The following is a 26,036-nucleotide window of genomic DNA, read 5'->3' as shown; positions in this document are numbered from 1 at the left end:
TGGTAGGCAAAGTCTTCACGCGGACAGCATCTTCGGTGACAGAACTCACATCTGTAATTTGCTGTAACGGAACACACATTGCTTGCGTTGGCACCAATAGTTGCGTCGGCGTTACCGTTGGCCAGTGTCAACAACAGGTGTGGTCGAGCAACCCTCTTCGGAGCGTGTGGAAGTCGACGAGGCCTTCCAGACCGTCCACGACTTCATGTCCCGCCTGATGGCGGCGATGGACGTCGACACGATGGACGACATCATCGACACCGAACTCGGATTCAGTCACTTCAAGGCACTGCTGATCCTCAGCCGACACTGCCGGCCGCTCTCGGTCAACGAACTCTCCGACGAGCTGCGCCTTTCACTTGCTGCCACCGGACGAGCTGTCGACAAGTTGGTCGGCCTCGAGTTGGTCGTCCGTCGTGAGGACCAGTTCGACCGCCGCATCAAACGGGTATCCCTGGCCCAAGCCGGCGAAAAAGCAGTTGCCGTCGCAATCGACCGTGGGCAGGACGCGATCCGCAGTCTGGTCACCTCACTGCCCGGCGACCTGCGGACCAATCTGAACAACGCACTCGTGCCGGTATTGTCCGGCGACTACCTCGCTCCCTCACCGTGCGCCGATGACCGGGCGTCCATGTAAGCAACCGCGTCGGCATCGCCGACGGACCAGACGACAGCATGTCCAACCTTTTCCAGAAAGCAACTCTATGACCTCTACCGACAAGGCCGCACCGCCGAGTCAGAAACTCGATCCGGCGATTCTGAAAATTGCCGTGGTCGTTGTACTCGGCGCCATCATGGCGATCCTCGACACCACCGTTGTGTCGGTGGCACAGAACACATTCCAGGATGAGTTCAGTACCGACCAGGCCGGAGCCGCCTGGACCATCACCGGTTACACCCTGGCGCTGGCCGCCGTGATCCCGCTGTCCAGTTGGGCTGCAGCACGATTCGGCACCAAGAACGTCTACCTGACGTCGCTGGTGCTCTTCGTCTTGGGTTCGGCACTGTGTGCGCTGGCCTGGGACATCACGTCCCTGACCGTGTTCCGCGTGCTCCAGGGCCTCGGCGGCGGCATGCTCATGCCCGTCGGAATGATGATCCTGACCAAGGCCGCAGGGCCTGCTCGCGTCGGATCCGTGATGGCCATGCTCGGTATTCCGATGCTGCTCGGTCCGATCATGGGCCCGATCATCGGTGGCGCACTGATTGAATACGCCAGCTGGCACTGGATCTTCCTCATCAACGTGCCGATCGGCATCATTGCGTTCTTCTACGCGATGGCAGTACTGCCCGCGCAAGACGAAAAGGCCCGGCCGACATTCGATTTCCTCGGACTGCTCCTGCTCTCGCCAGGCCTGGCCCTGTTCCTCTACGGCATCTCACTGAGCGCTGAACACGGCAACTTCACCGATACCCCGGTCTGGCTCTCCGCCACCGTCGGCCTGCTCCTGATGATCGCGTTCGTCTTCCACGCGCTGCGGCACAAGAACCCGCTGCTCGATCTGCGTCTGTTCAAGAACAGCAAGCTGTCGATGGCCGTGGTCACCATGACGTTCTTCATGATCGCGTTCCTCGGCGCCGCTCTGCTGTTCCCGCAGTACTACATCGGCGTGCGCGGCGAGTCGACTCTGATGACCGGGTTGTTGCTGGCACCACAGGGTCTGGGCGCGATGCTGACCATGCCGATGTCCGGCAAACTGACCGACCGTCAGGGACCGGGCAAGCTGGTCATGGGTGGCATCGTCCTGATCACACTGGGTATGGGCTTCTTCATCTTCCTTGGCGCGGACACCTCGTTCTGGCTGCTGAGTATCGCTCTGTTCGTTCAGGGTCTCGGTATGGGTATGACGATGATGCCGATCATGTCGGCCGCACTGGCAACACTGTCGGACAAGCAGGTTCCCGACGGTTCAACGCTGATGAATGTGGTTCAGCAGGCTGCCGGTTCAATCGGCACCGCGATCACTTCGGTGCTCCTGGTCAACAACCTCAAGGACGCAGAGACTCTGAGCGAGGCGGCAGATGGCTTCGCCAGCACCTTCATCGTGGTCACTGTCCTGATCGCACTCTGCTTCATCCCGGCGTTCTTCTTGCCCCGCAAGGCGATCGCCAAGCCCACCGATGCCGAAGGGCAGCCGGTGCCGGTGATGATGCACTAGCGATTATCCGGTTCGACAACAGCAGCGCCGCCCGAGAGATTCTCCCGGGCGGCGCTGCTGCTTTGTCAGGTGGTGGCGCAGGTCAGACGGCGCCGGTCTGCCGCAGGACCCAGGCGTACTCGAAAGCAACCTCTTCCCACTGCTTGTAGCGTCCGCTGACCCCTCCGTGACCGGCCTTCATCTCCGTCTTCAGCAGGATCGGTGCATCGCCGGTTGTGTTGGCCTGAAGTCGGGCAACCCATTTGGCAGCCTCGGTGAACAGAACCCGGGTGTCGTTGAGCGAGGTGACCACCAGGATCTCGGGGTACGGCAACGCTTCGACGTTCTCATACGGCGAATACGACCGCATGTAGTCGTAGACCTCTTTGTCGGCGAGTGGATTTCCCCATTCATCCCATTCGATGACCGTCAACGGGAGCGACGGATCGAGGATGGACGTCAGCGGATCCACAAACGGCACCACGGCCAGGATTCCGTTGAACAGTTCCGGTGCCATATTGGCGACCGCACCGACCAGCAGCCCGCCGGCACTGCCACCCTCGCCAACGAGATGATCGGCGTCGGTCACACCGGTGTCGATGAGATGCTGTGCCGCGGCGACGAAATCGGTGAAGGTGTTCTTCTTCGTCAGGGTCTTGCCGTTGTCGTACCAGTGGCGTCCCATCTCACCACCGCCACGAATATGGGCGACCACGAATACGACGCCGCGATCGAGCAGTGACAGACGCGAGATCGAAAAGCCCGGGTCGTTACTCGATTCGTACGAGCCGTAGCCGTACAGCAGCGTCGGGGCGGGCCCGGAATCAGCGCCTCGCCTGCGGATCACCGACAACGGGATCTTGGTGCCATCCGGTGCGGTGGCCCAGTCCCGGCGTTGCTCGTAGTCGGCCGGATCGAAGTCGCCAAGCACTTGCTGCCGCTTGAGCAGCGTCCGCTCACCGGTTGCGACGTCGAGATCGAAGATCTCGGTGGGGTTGATGAAACTCGTGTAGCCGATGCGAAGGCGCGGGGCCGCCCACTCAGGGTTGGCCCCGAGCCCGGCCGAGTACAGCTCCTCGTCAAAAGTGACCTCGGTGAACACGGGTTCGCCGGTGGTCAGCGGAGCGATCGAAAGTCGCGGCAGCGCTTCGCGGCGGTAGCTCAGGACCAGTTGTCCGGCAAAGGCGTCGACATCCTCGAGGCGTACCTCGGCGTCGTGTGGCACCAGGGTGCGTGTTGCCGTGGGGTCACTGATCGGGGCTTCGAGCAGTTCGAAGTTCTCGGCGTTTGCGTTGTGCAGGATCAGGAATCGATCCTGGTCCTCGATGACGGCATGTTCGACGCCGTACTCGACGCCCTCTTCGCGCGGCCATACCACCGTGAACTCACCGGTGGGATCTCCGGCGTCGAGGACCCAGACCTCCGACGTGATCTTCGACCCGACCGTGATCATCAGGTACTTGTCGCTGCGGGTGCCGCCGATACCCACCCAGTACTGCTCGTCCGGTTCGTGGAACACCTTGACGTCGGGGGTGCCTGCACCCAGATCGTGCCGCCAGACCGTATCGGGGCGCCAGGCCTCGTCGACAGTCTGATAAAAAACGTGACGGCCGTCGAGCGACCACAGTGCACCGGGCGCCGTGTCGGTGATCTCATCGGCGAGCAGGTCACCGGTACGAAGGTCCTTGAACCGCATCGTGTACCGCTCGTCGCCGGTGCTGTCGACGCTGTAGGCCAGCAGCGTGCCGTCCTCACTGACCGACAACGCGCCCAGACTGAAGAAGTCGGTGCCCTCGGCCTCGACGTTCGAGTCGAGCAGGATCTCTTCACCGGGAACGGGCTGTCCGGGCTCGACTTTCGGCGGCGTCCAGTCGTCCGGACCACTGATCGGGCACCGGGCACTCAGTGAATACTGCTTGCCCTCTTCGGTGCGGGCGTAATACCAGTACTGGCCCCGCCGCGTCGGCACCGACATGTCGGTTTCCTGTGTGCGACTTTTGATCTCGGAGTAGATGTCGGTCCGCAGATCGGCGAGTTCAGCCGTTTGGGCAGCGGTGTACTCGTTCTGTTGCTCGAGAAACGCGATGACCTCGGGATCCTCTTTGTCACGCAACCACTCGTACCTGTCGATCACGGTCTCACCGTGATGGGTGCGCTCGAATGGAATCTGTTTCGCGACGGGCGGCACGATGGCTTCGGAATCCTGCGAGGTGTCGGTCACTGCTCTCCCTTCGGCCAGTCATCGAATGACAGGCCTGAAATACGTTCGTACGCTTCGATGTAGCGGGCGCGAGTGCGTTGCGCGATGTCGTCGGGCAGTGCCGGTGGTGGCGCATCGCCCGCTCGGTCCCAACCGGAATCGGGGCTCAGGAGCCAGTTGCGGACGATCTGCTTGTCGAAACTCGGCTGCACCTGGCCCGGGGTGTAGGTCTTCGCATCCCAATAGCGCGAGCTGTCCGGGGTGAGCACCTCGTCGCCGAGTACCACGGCGCCGTCGGCGTCCAGACCGAACTCGAACTTGGTGTCGGCCAGTATGATTCCGCGCTGCGCCGCCAATTCCGAGCCGCGCGAGTAGATGTCGAGGGTCAGGTCCCGCAGACGGACCGCCAACTCTTCACCGACGGTGGCCACGACTGCGTCGAAGCTGACGTTCTCATCGTGCTCGCCGATGTCCGCCTTGGATGCAGGTGTGAAAATGGGTTCGGGCAGCTTGCTCGACTCCCCCAGTCCGGCGGGGAGTTCGATCCCGCAAACCGATCCGGTGGCGTTGTAGTCGAGCAATCCCGACCCGGTCAGATATCCACGGGCGACGCATTCGACGGGCAACATGTCGAGCTTCTTGACCACCAGCGCCCGGCCGAGCAGCTCCGCCGGGATCCGGGGATCCTCAGGTCCACCCGCGAGGTGATGCGGAACGCCCAGTGCACCGAAGTAGTAGACGCTCATCGCGGTCAGGATGCGACCTTTGTCAGGGATCGGCGTCGACAAGATGTGGTCGAAGGCCGAGATCCGGTCCGAGGCGACCATCAGCATGGTGCCCTCATCGATCGAATAGAGATCCCGCACCTTGCCGGCCGCGAGATGTTCGTAGGAGTCCAGAGCAGGGCGCATACCTGTAGAGGTTAGTGGCCCGAGCATCGCCCGCCGTTGCCAGGTGCCCGGGCGATGCCGTCATCAGGGCGCGATCGCCCATTGGCGCATCCACCCCGTTCCCGGCCCCTGCTGCGACAATGACCCGGTGAGTGAATCGAAAGCTGCCGTCACCATCACCTACTGCACACAGTGCAACTGGGTCCTGCGGGCCTCGTGGATGGCCACCGAACTGCTCAACACCTTCGGCACCGGACTCGGTTCGGTCACGCTGGTTCCAGGCACGGGCGGTGTCTTCCACATCGAGGTCGACGGCACGCTGATCTGGGAGCGCAAGCGTGACAACGGCTTCCCCGACATCGTCACCCTCAAGAAACTCGTCCGGAATATCGCGGTGCCCGATTGGAACCTCGGCCACGCGGACTCGGTGGCCGACTGACCCTTCAGTCGCGGTCTGTCAGCGCCGCGGGCGCAGCACCCGGAAAGCGGGTCTCGAAGTCGAGCACCCCGACCCAGGCCGGGATCACGGCGATCCGGTGCATCTTCGCCCCACTTGCCCGCAGGTCGGCGAAGTAGCCGTCGGCAACGTCAGCGGGCATACCGCGACGCATCATCAGCTCATACTCCTCGACGATCCCGTCGACGTCGGTGATGACCGCCTTCCCGCGGATCTGCAGTACATGCGGCGGGGCCTGGTCGGTGTCGATCGTCAGGGCGACCGCCGGACGGCGTCGGAGAGCCGGAACCTTGGCGGCGCCTGCGAAGGTGGCCATCACCAGCTCGGTGCCGTTCCACCAGAAGTTGATCGGCAGCACCCGGGGTGTGCCATCGGCGACGACGTACGCGAGTCGGGCCGGGATATCCGTGTGCAACAGCTCCTGCGCAACATCGGTCCCGAGTAGCGCGAGGTCACCCTGCGGCAGAGCGTCGGCGGTGATCACGGCGCCGTCTCCACGTGCCGCGCGAGTTTGTTGAAGCAGCTGTCCCAGCCGAGTTTCGCGCCGTCATCGCTGCTGATGGGCCCCGGTGCCAGCAGGTGAAAAGTCATGGTGGTCGCGCCGGGCGCCGACTCGACAAACGTGACGGTACAGAGGGAAACACTCTCCGGCATCGTCGGATCCGACCACGTGAACACCAAGCGGTCCGGCCGGTCGACCTCCTGGTAGACGCCATCGATGTGCGCTTCGAGTCCATCCGGGAGCACCATCACCGCGCCGTAACCACCGCCGGGTCGAACATCCCCGTACATGCGCTCGCGTGGTGTGGTCATGCCCTCAGGCGCCATCCACTGGGACGACTGGTCCAGATCGACCCAGGCATCGAAGACCACCTCGGGCGGTGCTGCGAACTCGCGGACGATTGTGAACTCTCGATTGGCTGTCTCGCTCATGGTTCTTCCTCCTGGTTGCCGTTCCCGGTGATCCGGTTGATGTGCTCTTCGAGTTGATCGAACTTCGCGTCCCAAAAACGTCGGTATTCGCCCAGCCAGTCACTGGCCTGTTCGAGCGGGCGAGCTTCGAGCGAACACGGACGCCACTGGGCGTCACGCCCCCGCGAGATGAGACCGGCCCGTTCCAAAACCTTCAGATGCTTGGACACCGCGGCCAGGCTCATGTCGAACGGCTCGGCAAGCGCGGACACCGTGGCCGGGCCGTCGGCCAGCCGCTCCAGCATTGCCCGCCGCGTCGGATCGGCGAGCGCTGAGAACACGGCGCTGAGTTGATCGGCCACTGGTACACGCCTCGGCTTTCCACCCTGGGTTATTCAACTTATTGGTTATCAACCAATGAGTTGAATATTAGTCCGAGTCGGCGATTCGTCAACCCCTGATTTTGCCATCACCCGTGGGCCACGACAGACGGCTTTCCGGGCGCGATGATCAACACGATGAGTGCTGCAACCACGGCGGCCACCCCCGCCGCGACAAAGCTGCGAGTGAACCCGGCAAGCGTGACCCCGACGATGCTGGCCGCCGCGGTGCTCGACATCGCAGCCGCCCCGATCGATGCACCGAACTCGTGGAACGTACTGACGATGCCGGACGCGATACCCGCCTCCTGCGGAGCGATCTGCCCCAGAGCGGTCGCCGAGGCGGTGACGAACAGCGCCCCGGTGCCGGCTCCGGCGATGCTCACGCCGATGGTGACGGCCACCGGATGCAGCTCGATGGCGGGAACGATCATGCCGACCGCGGCGACGAGCAGCCCCGCCACCGACATCGCCCTGGCTCCGAGCCGTCCGATGAGTTGACCGGTTGTGTTGGCGCCCACCATGGTTGCGATCGCAACGGGCAGGAAGAGCAGCCCGGTGTGCAGGGCGCCATAGCCCAGCGAGTGCTGGAAGTAGAAGGTTCCGAGGAAGAACACCGCAACCATCAGCGCCGTTGCCATGACGATCAAGAACACACCTGTTGCCACCGGCCGCCGGGCCAAGAGACCCAGATCCATCAACGGGGATGCGGCAGTGCGTTGGCGCCACACGAACAGCCCGAACCCAAGTGCCGCAACAAGAACCAGCACTGCCGAAGTAACCGTCAGCCACCCTTCGTCGCCGGCCTCGATCAGCGCATAGATCAAGAACACCGACGAAGCGGTCACCAGCGCGGCACCGAGTACATCGAGGCGAGCAGGGCCGGCACCCGCGGGTAGCGCAGGCAGCATCAGCGCGATCGCCACCATGATCACCAGGCCGATCGGCACGTTGACGAAGAAAACCCACGGCCAGCCGGGTCCGGCGGTGAGCACGCCGCCCACGAGCACCCCGAGCGCGGCGCCGCCACCCCCGAGTGCCGACCACACGCCCAACGCCTTGTTGCGCTCATCCCCCGCGAACAAGGTCACCACCAGCGACAACGCCGCCGGGGACAGCAGCGCCGCGCCGACCCCCTGCGCAATCCGACCACCGATCAAAACCTCGGCGGAGCCGGCGAGTCCGGTGACCAGGGAGGCGGCCACGAAGACCCCGAGCCCGGTGAGAACAACGCGTTTGGCTCCGACCAGATCGACGATCCGACCGCCCAGGAGCATCAGGCCACCGAAGGTCAGCGTGTAGGCGCTGACGGTCCAGGTGACCGCCTCGCGACCGACATCGAGGTCAGAACCAATGTGCGGCAACGCAATTGCGACAACCGTGACATCGAGTATCAGCATCAGTTGAGCCACACCCAGAAACCCCAGGATGCGCCACCGGGCCGGGTGAGGCTCAGGATCGAAGGCAATCGGTTCTCTACTCGAATCAGACATGGCGACCCCCTAAGGATCTAAGTCGTATGGTTGTGTACGAGTTAGCTCGACGCTAACACGTACAGCCATGTACGAGCTAGGGTTTTGCCGTGAGCAATTCGGCGGCACGTCCCAGGCGGCGGGCTGATGCCCGCCGCAGCATCGACCGCATCCTCGCTGCGGCGCGCGAGCAGTTCGCAACCAACCCGCGGGCCAGCATCGAAGACATCGCCATCGCAGCTGGTGTGGGACGCATGACCCTGTACGGGCATTTCCGGACGCGGGCCGACCTCATCGAGGCCACCCTGGCCGATGCGCTGGGATCCGGTGAGGAGGTCCTGAAAGAGGTGGATCTGACCGGCGATCCCCGCGAGGTGATGCGCGAGCTCCTATTGTCGAGCTGGTCATTGGTCTGGCAGTCGTCGGCGTTACTGGCCGCAGCGGAAGGGACTCTCGGCGAAGAACGCATCCGCGAGCTCCATGAGGCGCCGGCGCAGCGTCTCGAAGGCCTGATCCGGCGCGGGCAGGACACCGGCGCTTTCCGTACCGATCTGCCGGTGTCGTGGCTGGTGAACGCCGTGCACTACCTGTTGCACGGCGCGGCCACCGAAGTCCGCGTCGGCCGCCTGGCCGCCGAGGACGCCGCCTACGTCGTCAGCCAGAGCGTCGACGCGCTACTTGCCTCGCCCGCGCTGCGAACACCCTGAAAACTGTCAAATAAGAAGGCGCCGAGGGCTATTCACCCTCGGCGCCTCGCTATAGGACAGTTTTAGGGGACGTCAGAGAATCGGCGCCGGCGCGTATCCGGCGGCGTCGGGGTACTGGGCGACCAGCTCCGCGACCTGCGCCACCACTTCGGCCACCTGATGTTCGGCAGCACCGATGAACGCCGACTTGTCGGCGAGTGCGGCGTCGAGTGCTGCCCGATCCAGCGGCAGACGATCGTCGGCGGCAAGCCGGTCGAGCAGGTCGGGCTCGCGGCCGTCTTCCCGCATCGCGAGCGCAACGGCCACCGCGTTCTCCTTGATCGCCTCATGGGCGACCTCGCGTCCGACCCCGGCACGCACTGCCGCCATCAACACCTTGGTGGTGGCGAGGAACGGCAGATAGCGGTCGAGTTCCTTGGAGATCACCGCGGGGTACGCACCGAACTCGGCGAGAACGGTCAGGAACGTTTCCATCAGACCGTCGATGGCAAAGAACGCATCCGGCAGTGCGACGCGGCGGATCACGGAGCAGAACACGTCGCCCTCGTTCCACTGCGCGCCGGCGAGCTCGGCGGCCATCGACCCGTATCCGCGCAGGATGACCTGTAGGCCGTTGACCCGTTCACAGCTACGGGTGTTCATCTTGTGCGGCATCGCTGAACTGCCGACCTGTCCTGGCTGGAAGCCCTCCGTCACCAGCTCATGCCCGGCCATCAGCCGAATCGTCTGCGCCAGCGACGACGGTCCGGCCGCCACCTGCACCAGCGCCGAGACCACATCGTGGTCCAGCGAGCGCGGGTAGACCTGCCCCACCGACGTCAGCGACTTCGAAAAGCCAAGATGCTCAGCAACTTTCGACTCCAACGCCGACAACTTCTCCACGTCGCCGTCGAGGAGGTCGAGCATGTCCTGGCTGGTGCCCATCGGGCCCTTGATGCCACGCAGGGGGTAGCGGTTGATCAACTCGCGCAGCCGGGTCAGGGCGATCAGCAATTCATCGGCGGCAGAAGCAAAACGCTTGCCCAACGTCGTCGCCTGCGCAGCGACGTTGTGGCTGCGTCCGGCCATCACCACCGACGAGTACTCCGCGGCGCGATCGGCCAGCCGGGCCGCGGTGGCCACACCATGGGCGTGGACGTGTTCGAGGGAGCGCAGGATCTGCAGCTGTTCGACGTTCTCGGTGAGGTCGCGGCTGGTCATGCCCTTGTGGATCTGTTCGTGCCCGGCCAGCGCGTTGAACTCCTCGATCCGCGCCTTCACGTCGTGCCGGGTGACCCGTTCACGATCCGCGATCGACGCCAGGTCGATCTGGTCGAGCACCCGTTCGTAGTCGGCGATGGCCTCGGGCGGAACGTGGATACCGAGTTCGCGCTGCGCCTTCAGGACCGCAACCCAGAGCTGGCGCTCCAGCACGATCTTGTACTCCGCCGACCACAGCCTCACCAGGTCGGCGGACGCATAACGCGCGGCCAGAACGTTGGATACGCGGGGCTTCGTCAGGTTTTGCTCGGTATCAGACACCGGTACATTATGCCCCGCCGCGAAACGCCCTCCGCAGCCACTGCAGGTCAGCCCACCGCGACCGGTGTCACCGGCGCGACATGGTCGATCACCTCGGACAGTGCAAACTTCGCCGCGGACACAACATCTGCGACGGAATCGGCCAACGCCCCGATCACCACACCGTCCTCGACGGCCATCAGTTGCGCGATCCCGGACAGGTCGGTGCTGCGCCCGGACTTCTCCAGGACGTCGAAGTGGACGTTCCGGATCCGGTTCCGGTGATCGGCGAGTATCTGGTGCAGCCGCGGCATCCGTGCACACAGGATCACTGTTTCGTAGCGGCAGGTCAGTGTGGCCCGTGGCGTGTTGTCCCCGACGAACACCTCGGCGAGCGCTTCAGCGGTCGCCTCGGCACCCCGACGCCGGCGCGGGAGCGCCCGACTCCGCTTGGCAATTGCGGTCTGGTCGTCGTCGCAGACATGCTCGACGGCTTCGGCCACCAGATCTTCAAGGCAGGCAAAATAATAGGTTGTCGACGCCAGCGGCAACCCCGCCCGATCCGCGACCGCACGATGCCGGACCGAGTCAAACCCACCCTCCAATAGCAACTCTCCCGCGGCGGCGATCAGCAGCGCCCTGCGACGCGCGCCTTTTGGAGTTCCTGCGGAGTTCACCCCGCCATGGTGGCAAAGGCCGCGCGACCATGGGTCATTTCGGCCAAATACCGGCTGCAGGCAGGCGTTTGCGCTAAAACACCGGAGCGAGGCGCTCCAAGGCCAACGCGATGTCGTCTGTGGCGCCTGCGAAACTCATCCGGACAGTCCGATTTCCGTGGCGGGTATCGAAATCCAGCCCGGGTGCCATCGCCACTCCGGTCTGTTCGAGCACTCCCTCACACCAGCCCAGCGAATCGTCGGTGCGATCGCCGAGGTCGGCGTACACATAGAACGCGCCGTCCGGCGGGGCGATGTCGTCGATACCCAGATCGGCCAGCCCCCCGAGCAAAAGCTCCCGATTCCTGGCATACCGCGTGACGTGACCGTCGAGCTCGACCCTCGACTCCGGACCGAATGCGGCAACCGCCGCGTACTGACTGATGGCAGGCGCGCAGATCGTCAGATTGGCCGTCAGCCGTTCGACCGGGCGGCGGAGCGGCTCGGGAACCAGCATCCAGCCGAGGCGCCATCCGGTCATGCTGAAGTACTTCGACACCGATCCCATGACGACCGATTGCCGCGACGTGTTCCACGCACACGATGTCTCACGGCCGTAGCTGATGCCGTGGTAGATCTCGTCCGAGATCAGCAGTGTGCCGTGCGCATCGCACCAGCGCGCGAGGTCCGCCAACTCGGCCGGATCCAGGATCGTCCCGGTCGGATTGGCCGGACTCGCGACGATCAAACCCGCAGGCGGTCGGTCCAGCGCTTCGAGCATCGCCACCGTCGGCTGAAATCTCGTCTGCGGCCCACAATCGAGTTCGACGACCTCACAACCCAGGGCCGCCAACGTATTTCGGTAGGCGGGGTAGCCAGGGCGAGCCATCGCGACGGTGTCCCCGGCGTCGAACGCGGCCAGGAAGATCAGCGTGAAAGCACCCGACGATCCGGTGGTCACCACCACGTCATCGGGTTCCACCGGAACGTCGTAGCGCTCGCGGTAGTGGCCGGCGATTGCTTCGCGCAACGGCGCGATCCCCAGCGACTCGGTGTAGCCGAGCAACGATTCGTCCAGCGCCTTCTTGGTGGCGGCGAGGACCGGGGCCGGGGCCGACGTCGACGGCTGACCGGCGGCCAGCGAGATGACGTCGAGGCCACGGGCCCGCCGCGCAGCAATCGCGGCCTGCACGTCCATCACGTGAAACATGTCGACCTGAGATCGTTGAGATTGCGAACGCATACCCCGAAACTATCTGCTCCTGGTCGGCCCTGATCGATCACCCGCATCGACTGACATTCACCCGCCACTCACAGGTACCGTTGTCCTGCGATGACTACCTCCGCCAACCGGGCGCCCTCACCCCGAACCTCCGGCAACCCTCCCACCCACGGCGGCCCCGTGACCGGCCGTCGTGCCGTGCTCGGTGCCGGGCTCGCGCTCGGCGCCCTCGGATTGCTGGCGGCATGCGCTGACGACGAGCCGAAGCGGGTCGCCCCGCAAGCGGTGCGCGCGGATCAACCTTCGACCCGGCCCCAGGAGGCCACCGCCCCCGTCGGCACGGCGGAAATCTTCACCGGCAGTTTCGAATCCGCGAAGATGCTCGGCCGCCAGACGAACTGGATGGTGGCCCGACCGGCCGGGGTGACCGGCGAACTCCCGGTTGTTGTGGTCCTCCACGCGCTGAACACCGATCACCGCGCTGCGTTCATGGGCGGGCTCGAGATGCAGACCCTGATGCAGGACTGGGCAAGCCAGGGCAACGCCCCGTTTGCACTGGCCGCGGTGGACGCCGCCCGCAGCTACTACCACCCACGGACCGACGGCACCGACGGCGGTGCGATGGTGCTCGACGAATTCCTCCCGATACTCGAAGGCGATCCGGGGCTGGGTCTGCGCACCGATCGCATCGGCTTGTTCGGCTGGTCGATGGGTGGATACGGCGCACTACGTCTGGGCGCGATGCTCGGCGCTCCCCGCGTTGCTGCGATCGCCGTCAGCTCACCCGCATTGTGGGGCGACCCCGCGAACTTTCCGCCCCGCGCGTTCGACAGCACTGCCGACTACCAAGCCAATTCCCTGTTCGGACAACAGAATTCGTTCACCCAGATACCACTGTTGATCGAGTGCGGATCCAGTGACCAGTTCTTCACCTACACCCGCCAGTGGATGGCAGGCCTGCGGCCGCCGCCGGCATTCGGGACATCGCCGGGTGGGCACACCAACCGCTACTGGCGGGGCGTCCTGCCCGGACAGATCGCATTCCTCGGCCGCAACCTCGCGGACTGACGGACGTAGATCAGATTCCTCTGCTGATGAGCTCCGAGAACCGGCGCTCTGCTCAGTCCCGCCTCGTCACCGGTTCGACAACTCGCAGGAAATCGAGTAGCTCGGCGTCTGCGCTGCCCGGTGTTGCCGAGTACAGGACCAGCTTCAGGTCGGAGCCGGGGACCAGTAGGACATCGCAGTCGAGGGTGATGTCGCCGACCGTCGGATGGCTGATGGTCTTGCGGTCGGACGCGTGCACGCCGACCTCGGCGCGCTGCCAGAGTTCGGCAAACCGTGGATGGTGTGCGTTCATCTCGTCGATCAGACCACTCACCCGGGGATCTGCCGGGTACCGGGCGGCGGCCTCACGCAGATCGGCCACCAGAGCCGCTTCGAAATGGTGGGCATCACGCTCGGATCGGACGTATTTGCCTGCGTCGCAGGCGAAGATGACCCGGACGAGGTTGCGGTCGGCGGCCGAGGTCGCGCTGGGGTCGCCGAGCAGTGCCGACCAGGGGTTCGTCCAGCGGATGAGCTGCCAATCGGCGGCATAGACCGCCAGCGGTTGATCGCCAAGCCGGGCCAGGATCCGTGCCACTCCGGGCGAGATGTGATCGTCGACGAGACGATCTCCCGGCGGCAGTAGCCCCGCGGCCCGGAACAAATGGTCGCGTTCGGCTCGACTGAGCTGCAATGCTCGCGACAGCGAACCGATCACCGAATCGGTGGGACGGGTGGCCCGCCCCTGTTCGAGCCGGACCAGGTAGTCGACCGACACCCCGGCGAGCTGCGCGAGTTCCTCACGACGCATCCCCGGGACGCGCCGCCTGGTTCCTGTGGTTATTCCGGCGTCGGCCGGATCGAGCCGATCCCGCCACCGCCGGATCAGCTCCCCCGCGTCCGCTCGTGATGTTGTCACCGGTCCATTGTGCGACACCCCGCCTCATCGAGCCTGGTACTGCCAGACCCCATGTTCACCGGTGATCTGGCAGTACCGATCGCGGCAGACGATTCTTCGGGTACCTACCGTTTCAAATCCGAGGAGATCGTCTTGACCCCCACCCGAACTTTTGTGATGACCGGCGCCACCCGCGGAATCGGCCGCCTTGCCGCCGCGAACATCGTGTCCGACGACCCCGACGTCCATCTGGTGCTGCTCGCCCGCGGCGCGGCCGACGACGTTGCCTGCGAACTGCGGAGCGGCGGTGGCACCGTCACCGTCATCACCACAGACCTCTCATCGCCTGCTGATGTTCATGCGGCCGCCGATCGGGTGAGGTCTTTGCTCGCCGCGGGGCAACTGCCACCGCTGGCCGGAATCGTCGCCAACGCCGGAGTCCAGTTCACCAACGCCCTGACCGTCACCCCGGACGGCCACGAGGAAACGTTCGCGGTGAACGTACTGGCCAACCATGTCTTGATCCGAAGTCTTGCCTGCAGCCTTCAGTCCGGCGCACGCATCACCGTCACCTCGAGCGACACCCACTTCGGCGACCTGCGGCACAATCTCGGAATGATCCCGGCACCGGCGTGGAGTCACCCCGCCAGACTGGCGGCACCGGGCGCGTTCCCGAATCCCGAGTCGGCCGCGGCGGGCCGAACCGCCTATTCCACAAGCAAATTGGCGGTTGTGCACCTCGTCCACGCCTTCGCGCGCCGGCTACCCGACGGGCTGCAGATCGTCTCCTACAACCCCGGCTTCGTCCCGGGTACCGGCCTGGCGCGCGACGCGAACGGGTTCGAACGGTTCCTCGTCGGCCGAGTGATGCCTGCGCTGACCCTGACCCCGATCGCCACCACGAAGCGCGCTGCGGCCCGTCACCTCACCGACACCGCGCTGGGTGTCGTCGCGGCAACCTCCGGCGACTACATCGACCGCGGTCGGGTGGTCCGGTCGTCGGACGAGTCGTATGCCCCGCTGCGCGAGGACGAACTCTGGAACCATGCCGAGGAGCTGATGGGCGACCTCAGATGCTGATGCGACCCTCTTCGGCAGCCAGCCCGATGTCGGTGCGGAAATGCGAACCGGTGAGTTTGACGGTCTCGAGCCGGCTGTAGGCCTGGGCTCGGGCGGCGGCAAGATCTGCGCCGACGCCGACAACGCTGAGCACGCGGCCCCCATTGGAGACCACGGCACCATCAGCGATCGCGGTCCCGGCATGCAGCACACCTTCGGCGTCGGAGCCGATGATCGGATCGCCGGTACGCGGCCGTCCCGGGTAGTTCTCGGCGGCCACGACCACGGTCACGGCAGCGCCCTCTTCCCATTCCAGGGGCGGAAGCTGTTCGAGGGCTCCGGTGGCCGTGGCGTTCAGTGCCACACCGAGCGGCGACTTGAGCAGCGCGAGCACGGCCTGGGTCTCCGGATCACCGAAGCGACAGTTGAATTCGACAACGGCGGGGCCGTCGGCGCCGATCGCGAGTCCGGCGTAGAGCAGGCCGGAGAACGGGATGCCGCGGGCCACGAGCTCGGCCGCGACCGGCTTGACGACCTCGTCGACGATCCGCGCGACCATCTCATCGGACAGCCAGGGCAACGGTGTGTACGCACCCATACCGCCGGTGTTGGGTCCGGCGTCGCCGTCGCCGACCCGTTTGTGGTCCTGCGCAGGCAACAGCGGAACGACGGTGTCACCGTCGACCAGGCAGAAGAGTGACACCTCGGGACCGTCGAGGAAGGACTCCAGCAACACCGGATGTCCACTCTCGAGGAGGTCGGCGGCGTGGATCCGGGCTGCGTCGCGGTCGGCGGTGACAACCACGCCCTTGCCTGCAGCCAGCCCGTCGTCCTTGACGACCCAGGTCGGCCCGAAACGGTCGAGTGCGGCGTCGAGGTGGGCCGGGTTGTCGACGATCTCGCTGTGCGCGGTCCGGACGTTCGCCGCAGCCATCACATCTTTGGCAAATGCCTTGGAGCCCTCGATCTTTGCCGCTTCGGCGCCGGGGCCGAACGTGGCGATGCCTGCTGCCCGCAGCGCGTCGGCAACTCCGAGTACCAGGGGTACCTCGGGGCCGATGACCACCAGGTCTGCGGCGATCGATGTGGCCAGGGCCACAACGGCATCGGTCGACACCATATCGACCGCATGGTTGGTGGCCAACGCCGCGGTGCCGGGGTTACCCGGAGCCACATGTAGGTCGGTGACGGACGGGTCGCGGTTCAGACCCAGGACGAGGGCGTGTTCACGGCCGCCCGATCCGATGACGAGTACTCGCACGTGCCTGACCCTACCGCCCACCGCACGGGGCACATACCTACGCCTCCAGCACTTCCAGTGCCTGACGTCTGTGCTCGCTGCCCACGACCTCATCGACCACAATCCCCAGAGCGGGTGCCAGTGCCACGACGATCAGACAGGTCGCCACCGAAACCCCTGCCGCGGCAAGCACAACCGCCACCGCGAGTACCACCGCCATCCCGCACAGTTCGACCAGGTGGACGCGGTTGAAGCCGAGTAGAAAACCATAGAGCGAGTAGATGCACGCAAGGTAGGTCCCCACCGGGACGATCACGGCGACCACCGCGGCTGTCTCGCTGATCGTCGCCTCGTGCTCGAGGTAGAGCGCCGCCACATGGAGCCCGGCGCCCATCATCGCAATGGACATGAAGATCAGGATGTGGAAGTAGCCGAACGTGAACGCACGGCCACGGCGCGCATGCAGTGCCCGCCCGGAAGGGACCACGAAGTAGATCCACCACATGCCGAAGGTGATCCCCACACCCGCCAGACCGACGACGGCGGTCTCGACCGTCCAGCCCTGGAGGTGCACCACGGCCTGGAGCGCCACGGCTGTCCCGAGGATGCCCTCGCCGAGGGTGATGATCGCCAGCAGGCCGTACCGCTCGGCGATGTGGTGCGCATGCCACGGCGTCGGTCCTTCTTTGCCCACTTTCTCGGCGATCACCGGGACACACATCTCGGCCGCCGCGAGCAGCCCGATCACCGCCATCGTCTGGTAGAGGCCGGTGTCGAGGAATATCGCTGCCACCCAGGCGATCTGCACAATGCTGATGCCGACCACATAGACCAGACACGTGTGGCGGTAGCCCGAACTGCCCAGTGCCGCGCGAAGCCATTGCACAACCATCGCCAGCCGCATCACCACATATCCGAGAACCATCACGCGGTTGTTGACCACGCCGCCGGCATCGATGGACTCGAAGACCGGCTCGATGCCCAGCGACAGGATCAGCACGCCGATCATCTGCACCATCGTGGTCAGGCGGTACACCCAGTCGTCGGTGTCGAAGGCCGAGGCGAACCAGGTGAAATTGATCCACGCCCAGATCGCGGCGAATGTCGTGAAGACGAATCCGAACACAGCCGTCTTGTAGTGCCCCTCGGCCACATAGTGCGAGACCTGCAGACCCGCGAACGAGAAGGCGACCACGAACGTGAGGTCGAAGAACAACTCCAGGTTGGTCGCGGCCCGATCGTCCTCGTGCGGGTCGCGGCCGACCATGCGGGTCACCCGATGTTTGAGTTCGCTCACTGCGGCCACGGCCGACGGTCCGCCACCCTGTGTGTCGGTCATGTAGAGCCCCAGCCCTTCTCCATTGACGATCGCTTGCCTGAAACCAAGGATCGGCCCCGACCCAGGCTAAGTCAGCACGTGAAGGAGCGTGGATCAGGTGGGTTCGGTGAGGTCGTACAGCGTTACCGAACCCACCGTCGTACTGGAGAAGTTGGCCTCGACCCACTCGGTGATCTCAGACGCGGTGCCGCTGCCACCGCCCCCCATCTGGCCGCCACCGGCGATGAAGTAGTGGATCTTTCCCTCGTGCACATACACCTGGAACTCGGTCAAAGTCGGCGACGGATCACTCCCGTTGAACCCACCGATCGGCATCACCGAATGCTCGGTGGCCAGCTGATAGCCCGACGCACTGTTCGAGCCGATGGCGGCCGCCACCCAGGTGAACTGGTCGGCGTCCTCGTTCAAGGTCGCAACCATCTCGCCGGTTGGCGTCGATCCGGAGAGTAGTCCGCCACCGGCACCACCCATCTGACCTGCTTCCCCCAACTGCGCCCGGCCATCTGTGCCGCCACCCGGCCCCGGCATCGCACCTTGACCACCCGGTGCACCTCGCCCGTCGGTCATGCCGGGCATGCCTTGCTGTCCGGTCATCCCGGGCGGCACCATGTCGCCGGCGCCGGCGGTCATCCGCCGCATCCCACCGCCCGGCCCGAAACCGCCGTCGGAGGAAGGCCCGGCAGTGGGAATCGATCCCGATCTGGTGGACGAGACCGTCTCGATCGCATATGCGGCCGGACCCACCAGTCCCAGGGTCAGTGCCACAAACGCTGCGACGGGTGCGACACGCCGCAGCGCCGGTCTGGTCAGCTGTGAGAATGCCACAACGACCGCGGCAACGACCGAGCCGATCAACACGACGTAGCGCAACCACGGCACGAAGTCCGGTGAACGACTCAGGAGTACGTAAGCCATTGTGCCCGTTGCCAGAATCGCACCAGCCAAAACCATACGCGGCCACAACCGATCACGGCGTTGCCAGCACTGAACCGCCCCGGCACCCACCAGTGCGGCGATCGCCGGCGCCAGCGCCACCGTGTAATAGGCGTGGAAGATCCCCGCCATGAAACTGAACACAGCCATCGTCGTGACCAGCCACAGTCCCCAGACCACCAGCAGCGCACGTTTGCTGTCGGTCCGTACCGACTTGCCGCGCAGAATGATTGCGGCGACACCCAAGATGAACGCGGCGGGGATCAGCCACGCGATCTGACCACCCTGCGATGCGTCGAACATGCGCGTCCAGCCGGTTTCGCCCCACATACCACCTCCGCCCCCGCCACCGGGACCGGCGGGGAATCCCTCAGCGCCAAATCCTCCGACGCCCTCGCCACCGGTTCCGCCACCCCCCGGTGTGACGCTGCCCGTCTCGTTGCCACTGAGTCGACCGAATCCGTTGTAGCCCAATGTCAGTTCGAGAATCGAGTTGTCCTGTGATCCACCGATGTACGGGCGCGAGCCGGACGGCCACACTTCGACGGCCAGAACCCACCAACCCGCGGAGACGATCATCGCTCCGAGCGCAGCGAACAGATGCCCCAGTCGGGTGATCCAGGTTCTCTGTCCAAACGCGATGTAGGTCAACGCCAGCGGGGGGATGACCAAGAACACCTGCATCTGTTTCGTCAGAAACCCCAGTCCGACAAACACGCCCGTAAGGATCATCCACCGGATCCTGCCGTCGTCGATGGCCTTGAGCGTCGCCCAGACGGCGGCGATCATCAACAACACCAGCAACGCATCGGGATTGTTGAAACGGAACATCAATACCGCGACCGGGGTGAGTGCCAGCCCGACACCGGCGATGAGTCCGGCGACGGGACCAAAACGTTTACGGACAATCCAGTAGAGCAACGCTACCGACGCCGCACCCATCAAGGCCTGCGGTACCAGGATCGCCCACGAGTTGAGACCGAAGAGTCGTACCGAGAGCCCCGGAATCCACAGCGACATAGGTGGTTTGTCCACCGTGATCGAGTTCGCTGCATCCGAGGACCCGAAGAACCACGCCTTCCACGACTGGGATCCGGCCTGAATTGCCGCCGAGTAGAACGAGTTCGCCCACCCGTTGACACTCAGGTTCCACAGATACAGTCCCACGGTGGCGACCATGAGTACGGCAAAGGCCGGCCACTCCCAGCGCGGCCGGGGCGCTGACATCGGGGCGGGTTCCGGCGATGCCGGCTCCGGCTCGGCCGGTAGACGATCGACCAGCACCGTCATGCCGATACCTCCTTGTTGTGATGAGACGTGCGAAATACCAGGCGAAACCCGACAAAACGAAGGACCGTGGAGATCAGGTTGGCCACCACCAGCACGGTCAGCTCGACGTGCTTGGACACATCCGGAGCCCAAAGGTGCAGCAGCATCAACGATCCGGCGGTCAGCACCCATCCGAGTACAAATATCGCGATGCCCTGCAGCTGATGCTTGCCGGCGCCATCGCGACCGCGCACACGAAATGTGAACGCCCGGTTGGCGGCTGTGTTGAACACGGCGGTGATGAGTAGTGCGAGAAAATTGGAGATCTGCGCGCCGACAATGGAATGCAGCGCGAGATAGAGCCCCGCGTAGGCGACCGTGGAGGCCACGCCGACCAGACAGAATCGAACCAACTGGCCGGCCAGACCGCGCGGGACACCGGCCACCTGCGGACCGATTTCGCTACGGCCCAGGCTTTCTCTGAGCTCAGCAACCGGCAGACGTCCGGAGGCCAGTGCCCGGCCAACGCGCCAGCACCCCTTGATGTCTTCCGTCGCGGTCGCGACGATGTCCACCTTGCTGTGGGGATCGTCGATCCAATCGACCGGAACCTCCGCGATCCGCAGCCCCGCCCGCTGAGCGATCACCAGCATCTCGGTATCGAAGAACCAGCCGGTGTCGTCGATCATCGGCAGCAGCCGACGGGCGACATCGGCCCGAACAGCCTTGAAGCCGCACTGCGCGTCGGAGAAGCTCGCACCCATGGTGGTGCGGAGCATCAGGTTGTAGCCACGTGAGATGAACTCGCGCTTGCCACCGCGGACAACCCGCGACGACCGGGTGAGCCGGGTACCGATCGCAAGGTCGGAATGTCCGGACACCAGCGGGGCCACCAACGGCAGTAGTGCGTTCAGATCGGTCGAGAGATCCACATCCATGTAGGCGACCACCGCGGCGTCGCTGTCACGCCAGATGCACTTGAGCGCGCGGCCACGCCCCTTCGCATCGAGATGGGCGACCCGCACAAGGCGGCCGTTCTCAATCGATGCGGCGAGTTCCCGCGCGATCGCCAATGTGCCGTCGGTGCTGGCGTTGTCGGCGATGGTGATCCGTGCCGAGTACGGCATGTGCGCACTCAGATGTGCGGTGAGCCGGTGGATACACGACGCCAGATCTGCTTCCTCGTTGTAGACCGGGACAACGATGTCGATCACCGGTGCCGCGGGTGTGAGATCGACGACGATGGCGGCAACCTCGGCCGGGACCTCGTCAATGGTGTCTGCGCTCATGCCGTCACTGTGGAATCCCAGCCTGTCGCAGAGCTGCATCGCCGCTGTCAGGTTCCTGTAAGCGCTGCGACCAGCGGACGGGGATAAGGTCGAGGCATGGCATCGGTTTTCACAATGATCATCAACGGCGACATCCCCGGACGATTTGTGTGGAAGGACGACGACGTCGTGTCGTTCCTGACCATCAACCCGGTCACCGACGGGCACCTGCTGGTTGTCCCGCGGCAGGAGGTCGATCACTGGGAAAGTGTCGATCCCGCACTCTTCGGCAAGATCAGTTCCGTCGCGCAGACCCTCGGGCTGGCCGTCAAGGCGGCATTCGATGCTCCCCGGATGGGCCTGCTGATCGCCGGGCTCGAGGTTCCTCACCTGCACGTCCACGTGTTCCCGGCCTGGCAGCTGGAAACCTTCGACCTGGCAAACGCGCAGAAAGAACCCGACCCGGCGGCACTCGACGCCGCCGCCGACAAGATCCGGGAGCAACTACGCGCCCTCGGTCACGGTGAGTACGTCAGCGACTGATCTGGTCCCGCGGAATCCGCACCCAGAACGTCGCACCGGCGCCGGGCTCCGACTCGACGCCAACGGTGCCTCCGTGCGCGGCGACCAAGGCCGCGACGATCGACAGGCCCAGGCCACTGCCCGAGGAACTGTCGGTGCGATGACGTGATGAATCGGCGCGGTAGAACCGCTCGAACACTCGCGCCCGGTCCTCCTCGCTGAGCCCTGGGCCGGTGTCGGACACCGACAAGACCGCATCGTTGTCGACGGTGCCGACGCGAACGGTGATCGACGCATCGTCGGGCGTGTGCAAGATGGCATTGCCGACGAGGTTGCTCAACACCTGCGCGAGCCGGGCGGCATCGCCGGAGACCTCGGGAATGCCCGGTCCGTCGAACACCTCCACCGAGATATCCCGGTCCGGGGCCGCCGCCCTGGCGCTGTGCACCACGTCGGATGCCAGCGCCAACAGATCGACCGGCGCCCGTTCGAGTGGTCGCTGGGCATCGAGCCTGGCGAGCATCAACAGGTCTTCGACCAACAACCCCATCCGCTTGGCCTCGGTTTCGACCCGCGACATCAGTACCTCGGTGTCGGTCATCGCACCCTGTCGGTACAGCTCGGCGAATCCCATGATCGACGTCAGCGGTGTTCGTAGTTCGTGACTGGCGTCGGCCACAAACCGGCGCATGTTCTCTTCGGAACGGCGAGCCTGCTCCTCCGAGGCCGCAGTCGCGGCGAAGGCACCCTGAATCTGATGCAGCATCGAGTTGAGCGACTCCGCGAGCCGACCGACCTCGGTGTTGTGTGCCGCCGGGGGAACTCGTTGGTCCAGATCACCCGCCGCAATCGCCTGCGCTGTCTGCTCGACCCGTTCCAGCGGTCGTAAGCTGGTGCGCACCAACAGATATCCGAGTGCCCCGATCACCACTATCACACCGGCGCCGATGCCGAGCTGCAGCCAGATCAACCGGGTGACGGTGTCATCGACATCGGTCAGTTCCACCGCGACGATCGCGCTGCCGAACGATGAGGTCGTCTCGACAACCCGCCATCGCGGTCCGTCGCCGACCGACTTCACCGTCACCGGGTCAGTGCCAAAACCGTTGGCGTCGGACAGATCCGGCTCTGCTTCGTTGTCGTTGATGATCATCGTGCTGCCGTCGAACCGCTGGATCTGAACGTAATACGGCGTTGGCGGACGGCCGCTTTCGACATCTTGGGGGTCCATTTGTGGCGGCGGCAGAGCCCGCGGTCTCGCCCACCCCGCGGCAGCCTCCCGCAACGAATTGTCGGTACGGTCCATCAAGTTGTCCCGCATGGCCGACGTGACGGCGACACCCGAAACCAGCAGCCCCATGGTGACCAGGACCAGCGTCAGCGCCACCAACGACACCCGAAGCGGGACGCCCCGGCGCTGCCTCGTTGCGGTGGTGACCTCGGTAGCGTCTGTCACCGAGGCTCGCGCATCACATATCCGACACCGCGCAGGGTGTGGATGAGCCGCTTCTCGCCGGTGTCGACCTTGCGCCGCAAGTAGGACACATACGATTCGACGACGTTGACCTCGCCGCCGAAGTCGTAATTCCAGACGTGGTCCAGGATCCGGGGCTTCGACAGCACGGTGCCGGCGTTGATCATGAAATAGCGCAGAAGGGTGAACTCGGTGGGCGAGAGCGACACGAGCTCGCCGTTCTTCCACACTTCGTGGGTGTCGTCGTCGAGTTCGATGTCGGCGAACTTGATTCGAGAACTGGCCTCTGGCTTCTCGCCGAATCCACCGCGCCGCAACAGCACCCGTAGCCGGGCGACAACCTCTTCGAGACTGAACGGCTTGGTCACATAGTCGTCGCCGCCGATGGTCAGTCCGGTGACCTTGTCCTCCACCGAGTCCCGGGCGGTGAGGAACAATGCCGGTGCTTCCACGCCGTCTGCGCGCAGACGACGAAGCAGCCCGAAACCGTCCATCCCTGGCATCATCACGTCGATGATCAATGCGTCCGGACGGAACGTACGAGCGATGTCGAGAGCACTGGGACCGTCCGGTGCCGTCTGCACCTCGAACCCTTGGAACTTCAGCGAGACCGACAGGAGCTCGCGAATGTTCGGCTCATCGTCGACCACCAGCACCCGCGCACTCTGATCACTCATGTCTCACACCCTGCCTGACCGTCTTATCCAGAGTCTGCCAGCAACCTGGGAGGTTCCTGTGAATGACGTTCGAATCAGGCGGGCCGAGATCCGTGGCAGACCCGGTGGTCAGAGCACTCCGCCGGTAAACCGCGAAGCTGTGATCGCCCCGGGCTTCTAGAAGGTCGGTGGTGGTTCGTTCCTTCCTCGTTCTTCGCCGACTGCCAGGCGGCGGGCGGCTTCTCGCTCGCGTCGTCGGCGGTTGGCAAGTCGTTCCTGCTGACGGCGTGCGTGTTTGGCAGCGGTACGTGGCTGCGATCTTGACAGTGACGTTGGCGGCGATGTTTTCGGTGAGCCGCGCTGGTTGTCGAAGACGATCAACCGCAACGTCGGGAACAAATCGTCGCCGGTCCACCCCGGACCGTGATAGTGGCGGCGTTCGGGTGTGGTGAAGATCAACCGGGTCCGACCGGTCTCGGGGTCGGGGTACTGATCATCAAGCCAGTCGGAGTACGTCTTCAACAGATGGTGAAAACGGCACAGCGTCTTCATCTCTGACGGATGCGTGCAGCCACCAATATCGGGATCGTTGTGGTTGTACTCGCACGTGTGGTCCAGGTCAGCGCCCCAGGCCTTCTGCTCACAGCCGGGCCACATGCAGTACACATCCCGGATCCGGAGGTAAGTGTCCAGGACCACTGACGGACGGTACTGGTCACCCGGCTGGGTGGCCGGGAGCGGAATCACCTGCGGGAACGGCGCTGCGATCGCATTGTCGTCGCCGCCATCGGGGAGGTTCTCGGCTGGTGGGTTCTGCGGTCCGCGCATGTAGATCTTCGGCCGCTTGGGCTTCGGCGTCTCCGGTTCGAGCGGCTCAGGTTCCGATTGCACGGGTTCGGGTTGAGGCTCGGGGTGCACAGTAGCGGGTGCAGGTTTGTTGCCCATAGGTCGCTGGATCGTTTCCGGGCGGGCCGCGATGTCACGAATATGATCGCCGGAGATGACACCGTGACCATCCATGAATCCGGGATTGGTTGCGGTTCCTTCCAAGGTCGGCTGGTCGGTGATCACGTGCAGCACGATCTTCACGTCAACGCCTGAGATGACTTGTCCGGCAGGAACAGTGACGATCTCGGCGGTACAGGGGTGTTTGGGGTCGTTCGGGCATTCACAACGGAATTCGCGGCCCATCACCGTGGCGAACAACGCATCGGCCATCCGATCAGACTTCTTCCGAGGGTCGGCCTTGCAGGTGGCCATGGCCAGTTTTTCGAGCCTTGCCATGATCAACGTCAACTCTTCAGCGGTGGAATGCGCATCCAGAACCGCCATACCGTGGTAGTGTTGTTCGCCCACACCCCGCGATTGTTTTTCGCATCCTCCCGGTTCTTACGAACCAGATCGGGATCGCGGCGAAAGATGATGGCATCGACCATGTCCCGCATCCGGCCCTTCGACCACGAACCCCGCCGACCCAGTGCTTCGGCGATGCCGCGATCGATATCGGCCACGTGGGCTGAGCCTTCGATCAACTCGGTCCGCGCAATGATGTCAGGAATATGATGCGCGGCGACGCGACCGGCCTTCAACAACGCATTCACCGCAGGCAGACGGTCCCGCAACGCCACCCCGCGGCTGATCTGCAGCTCCGCGGTCCGCTGCGTCAGGCCTTGTGCGGCAGACAATCTCGCCGCACACTGCGCGAACGGATCCAGCGCCCGCACCTCCGCCTCGGACCCGGCGGTCGGCTCTACCAAATGCCGGTGCAACATCGCCGCAGCGGCGTATCGCTCCCAC

23 protein-coding genes and 1 pseudogene are annotated in these 26,036 nt (G+C 64.7%); 7 read left to right on the top strand and 17 right to left on the bottom strand.

The window, feature by feature from the left end:
• The first annotated feature begins 124 nt into the window (after nucleotides 1-124).
• Together AC1D75_RS20685 and AC1D75_RS20680 are read left to right on the top strand one after the other, a co-directional pair.
• Nucleotides 125-637 (top strand): MarR family winged helix-turn-helix transcriptional regulator, encoded by a 513-nt coding sequence (locus tag AC1D75_RS20685; protein ID WP_495517203.1) that lies wholly within the window; start codon nucleotides 125-127, stop codon nucleotides 635-637.
• A 67-nt stretch (nucleotides 638-704) separates the two neighbouring features.
• Nucleotides 705-2,159, top strand: coding sequence for a DHA2 family efflux MFS transporter permease subunit (locus AC1D75_RS20680; protein ID WP_495517202.1), 1,455 nt, complete (start codon nucleotides 705-707; stop codon nucleotides 2,157-2,159).
• Nucleotides 2,160-2,241: 82 nt separating this feature from the next.
• Here AC1D75_RS20680 and AC1D75_RS20675 read toward each other — a convergent pair whose 3' ends face one another.
• Together AC1D75_RS20675 and AC1D75_RS20670 are read right to left on the bottom strand one after the other, a co-directional pair.
• Nucleotides 2,242-4,359: a S9 family peptidase gene (locus tag AC1D75_RS20675; protein WP_495517201.1), complete on the bottom strand. Its 2,118-nt coding sequence runs from the start codon at nucleotides 4,357-4,359 to the stop codon at nucleotides 2,242-2,244.
• Complete coding sequence (locus tag AC1D75_RS20670; RefSeq protein WP_495517200.1) at nucleotides 4,356-5,249, bottom strand: phosphoribosylaminoimidazolesuccinocarboxamide synthase; 894 nt, start codon at nucleotides 5,247-5,249, stop codon at nucleotides 4,356-4,358. Before AC1D75_RS20670 ends, AC1D75_RS20675 begins: the two co-directional genes overlap by 4 nt.
• Nucleotides 5,250-5,376: 127 nt before the next feature.
• Here AC1D75_RS20670 and AC1D75_RS20665 point away from each other — a divergent pair, with 127 nt between their 5' ends.
• A complete protein-coding gene (locus AC1D75_RS20665) occupies nucleotides 5,377-5,667 on the top strand; it encodes an Rdx family protein (RefSeq protein ID WP_495517199.1) in 291 nt (96 codons plus the stop codon).
• A gap of 4 nt (nucleotides 5,668-5,671) precedes the next feature.
• Here the strand turns inward: AC1D75_RS20665 and AC1D75_RS20660 are convergent, their stop codons facing one another.
• The 4 genes from AC1D75_RS20660 to AC1D75_RS20645 all read right to left on the bottom strand — a co-directional run bounded on the left by AC1D75_RS20660 (nucleotide 5,672) and on the right by AC1D75_RS20645 (nucleotide 8,470).
• Nucleotides 5,672-6,169 (bottom strand): pyridoxamine 5'-phosphate oxidase family protein, encoded by a 498-nt coding sequence (locus AC1D75_RS20660; protein WP_495517198.1) that lies wholly within the window; start codon nucleotides 6,167-6,169, stop codon nucleotides 5,672-5,674.
• On the bottom strand, nucleotides 6,166-6,618 hold the full coding sequence (locus tag AC1D75_RS20655) for an SRPBCC family protein (protein ID WP_495517197.1): 453 nt from the start codon (nucleotides 6,616-6,618) through the stop codon (nucleotides 6,166-6,168). The genes AC1D75_RS20660 and AC1D75_RS20655 overlap by 4 nt, the downstream gene beginning before the upstream one ends.
• Nucleotides 6,615-6,959: an ArsR/SmtB family transcription factor gene (locus AC1D75_RS20650; protein ID WP_495517196.1), complete on the bottom strand. Its 345-nt coding sequence runs from the start codon at nucleotides 6,957-6,959 to the stop codon at nucleotides 6,615-6,617. The genes AC1D75_RS20655 and AC1D75_RS20650 overlap by 4 nt, the downstream gene beginning before the upstream one ends.
• Nucleotides 6,960-7,066: 107 nt before the next feature.
• The gene (locus AC1D75_RS20645; RefSeq protein ID WP_495517195.1) at nucleotides 7,067-8,470 is read right to left on the bottom strand and encodes an MFS transporter; all 1,404 of its coding nucleotides are present in this window, start codon (nucleotides 8,468-8,470) and stop codon (nucleotides 7,067-7,069) included.
• Between the two features lie 89 nt (nucleotides 8,471-8,559).
• On the opposite strand from AC1D75_RS20645, the gene AC1D75_RS20640 reads away from it, so the two are divergent.
• Nucleotides 8,560-9,156 carry a TetR/AcrR family transcriptional regulator gene (locus AC1D75_RS20640; protein WP_495517194.1) on the top strand — a complete coding sequence of 199 codons (597 nt, stop codon included), beginning with the start codon at nucleotides 8,560-8,562 and terminating at the stop codon, nucleotides 9,154-9,156.
• A gap of 72 nt (nucleotides 9,157-9,228) precedes the next feature.
• Here AC1D75_RS20640 and purB read toward each other — a convergent pair whose 3' ends face one another.
• The 3 genes from purB to AC1D75_RS20625 all read right to left on the bottom strand — a co-directional run bounded on the left by purB (nucleotide 9,229) and on the right by AC1D75_RS20625 (nucleotide 12,555).
• The gene (gene purB / locus AC1D75_RS20635) at nucleotides 9,229-10,656 is read right to left on the bottom strand and encodes an adenylosuccinate lyase (RefSeq protein ID WP_495517667.1); all 1,428 of its coding nucleotides are present in this window, start codon (nucleotides 10,654-10,656) and stop codon (nucleotides 9,229-9,231) included.
• 68 nt (nucleotides 10,657-10,724) lie between these two features.
• On the bottom strand, nucleotides 10,725-11,333 hold the full coding sequence (locus tag AC1D75_RS20630; RefSeq protein ID WP_495517193.1) for a TetR/AcrR family transcriptional regulator: 609 nt from the start codon (nucleotides 11,331-11,333) through the stop codon (nucleotides 10,725-10,727).
• Between the two features lie 73 nt (nucleotides 11,334-11,406).
• The gene (locus tag AC1D75_RS20625; RefSeq protein ID WP_495517192.1) at nucleotides 11,407-12,555 is read right to left on the bottom strand and encodes an aminotransferase class I/II-fold pyridoxal phosphate-dependent enzyme; all 1,149 of its coding nucleotides are present in this window, start codon (nucleotides 12,553-12,555) and stop codon (nucleotides 11,407-11,409) included.
• Nucleotides 12,556-12,645: 90 nt separating this feature from the next.
• On the opposite strand from AC1D75_RS20625, the gene AC1D75_RS20620 reads away from it, so the two are divergent.
• Complete coding sequence (locus AC1D75_RS20620; RefSeq protein WP_495517191.1) at nucleotides 12,646-13,602, top strand: alpha/beta hydrolase; 957 nt, start codon at nucleotides 12,646-12,648, stop codon at nucleotides 13,600-13,602.
• A 52-nt stretch (nucleotides 13,603-13,654) separates the two neighbouring features.
• Here AC1D75_RS20620 and AC1D75_RS20615 read toward each other — a convergent pair whose 3' ends face one another.
• Complete coding sequence (locus AC1D75_RS20615; protein WP_495517190.1) at nucleotides 13,655-14,500, bottom strand: helix-turn-helix domain-containing protein; 846 nt, start codon at nucleotides 14,498-14,500, stop codon at nucleotides 13,655-13,657.
• A 51-nt stretch (nucleotides 14,501-14,551) separates the two neighbouring features.
• On the opposite strand from AC1D75_RS20615, the gene AC1D75_RS20610 reads away from it, so the two are divergent.
• A complete protein-coding gene (locus AC1D75_RS20610) occupies nucleotides 14,552-15,559 on the top strand; it encodes an SDR family NAD(P)-dependent oxidoreductase (protein WP_495517189.1) in 1,008 nt (335 codons plus the stop codon).
• On the opposite strand, the gene purD is transcribed toward AC1D75_RS20610, so the two are convergent.
• The 4 genes from purD to AC1D75_RS20590 form a co-directional block, all read right to left on the bottom strand.
• Nucleotides 15,549-16,799, bottom strand: coding sequence for a phosphoribosylamine--glycine ligase (gene purD / locus AC1D75_RS20605; RefSeq protein ID WP_495517188.1), 1,251 nt, complete (start codon nucleotides 16,797-16,799; stop codon nucleotides 15,549-15,551). The two genes, AC1D75_RS20610 and purD, sit on opposite strands and share 11 nt — an antisense overlap.
• 37 nt (nucleotides 16,800-16,836) lie before the next feature.
• Nucleotides 16,837-18,117: a low temperature requirement protein A gene (locus AC1D75_RS20600; RefSeq protein WP_495517187.1), complete on the bottom strand. Its 1,281-nt coding sequence runs from the start codon at nucleotides 18,115-18,117 to the stop codon at nucleotides 16,837-16,839.
• A 93-nt stretch (nucleotides 18,118-18,210) separates the two neighbouring features.
• Nucleotides 18,211-20,340 carry an ArnT family glycosyltransferase gene (locus AC1D75_RS20595; RefSeq protein WP_495517186.1) on the bottom strand — a complete coding sequence of 710 codons (2,130 nt, stop codon included), beginning with the start codon at nucleotides 20,338-20,340 and terminating at the stop codon, nucleotides 18,211-18,213.
• On the bottom strand, nucleotides 20,337-21,608 hold the full coding sequence (locus AC1D75_RS20590) for a bifunctional glycosyltransferase family 2/GtrA family protein (protein ID WP_495517185.1): 1,272 nt from the start codon (nucleotides 21,606-21,608) through the stop codon (nucleotides 20,337-20,339). The genes AC1D75_RS20595 and AC1D75_RS20590 overlap by 4 nt, the downstream gene beginning before the upstream one ends.
• 96 nt (nucleotides 21,609-21,704) lie before the next feature.
• Between AC1D75_RS20590 and AC1D75_RS20585 the strand changes: the two genes are divergently transcribed.
• Nucleotides 21,705-22,130 carry an HIT family protein gene (locus tag AC1D75_RS20585; RefSeq protein ID WP_495517184.1) on the top strand — a complete coding sequence of 142 codons (426 nt, stop codon included), beginning with the start codon at nucleotides 21,705-21,707 and terminating at the stop codon, nucleotides 22,128-22,130.
• On the opposite strand, the gene AC1D75_RS20580 is transcribed toward AC1D75_RS20585, so the two are convergent.
• From AC1D75_RS20580 to AC1D75_RS20570, 3 genes and pseudogenes are all read right to left on the bottom strand, one after another.
• On the bottom strand, nucleotides 22,120-23,565 hold the full coding sequence (locus tag AC1D75_RS20580; protein ID WP_495517183.1) for a sensor histidine kinase: 1,446 nt from the start codon (nucleotides 23,563-23,565) through the stop codon (nucleotides 22,120-22,122). The genes AC1D75_RS20585 and AC1D75_RS20580 overlap by 11 nt on opposite strands.
• Entirely contained in the window at nucleotides 23,562-24,260 is a 699-nt protein-coding gene (locus tag AC1D75_RS20575; RefSeq protein WP_495517182.1) for a response regulator transcription factor, read from the bottom strand. Before AC1D75_RS20575 ends, AC1D75_RS20580 begins: the two co-directional genes overlap by 4 nt.
• Nucleotides 24,261-24,416: 156 nt before the next feature.
• A pseudogene (locus tag AC1D75_RS20570) lies at nucleotides 24,417-26,011 on the bottom strand (HNH endonuclease signature motif containing protein).
• Nucleotides 26,012-26,036 lie beyond the last annotated feature (25 nt).

The organism is Williamsia sp. Y712 (assembly GCF_059445525.1).
The sequence above is the reverse complement of the archived record's forward strand: the minus strand, read 5'-3'. Positions and strand labels throughout refer to the sequence as shown.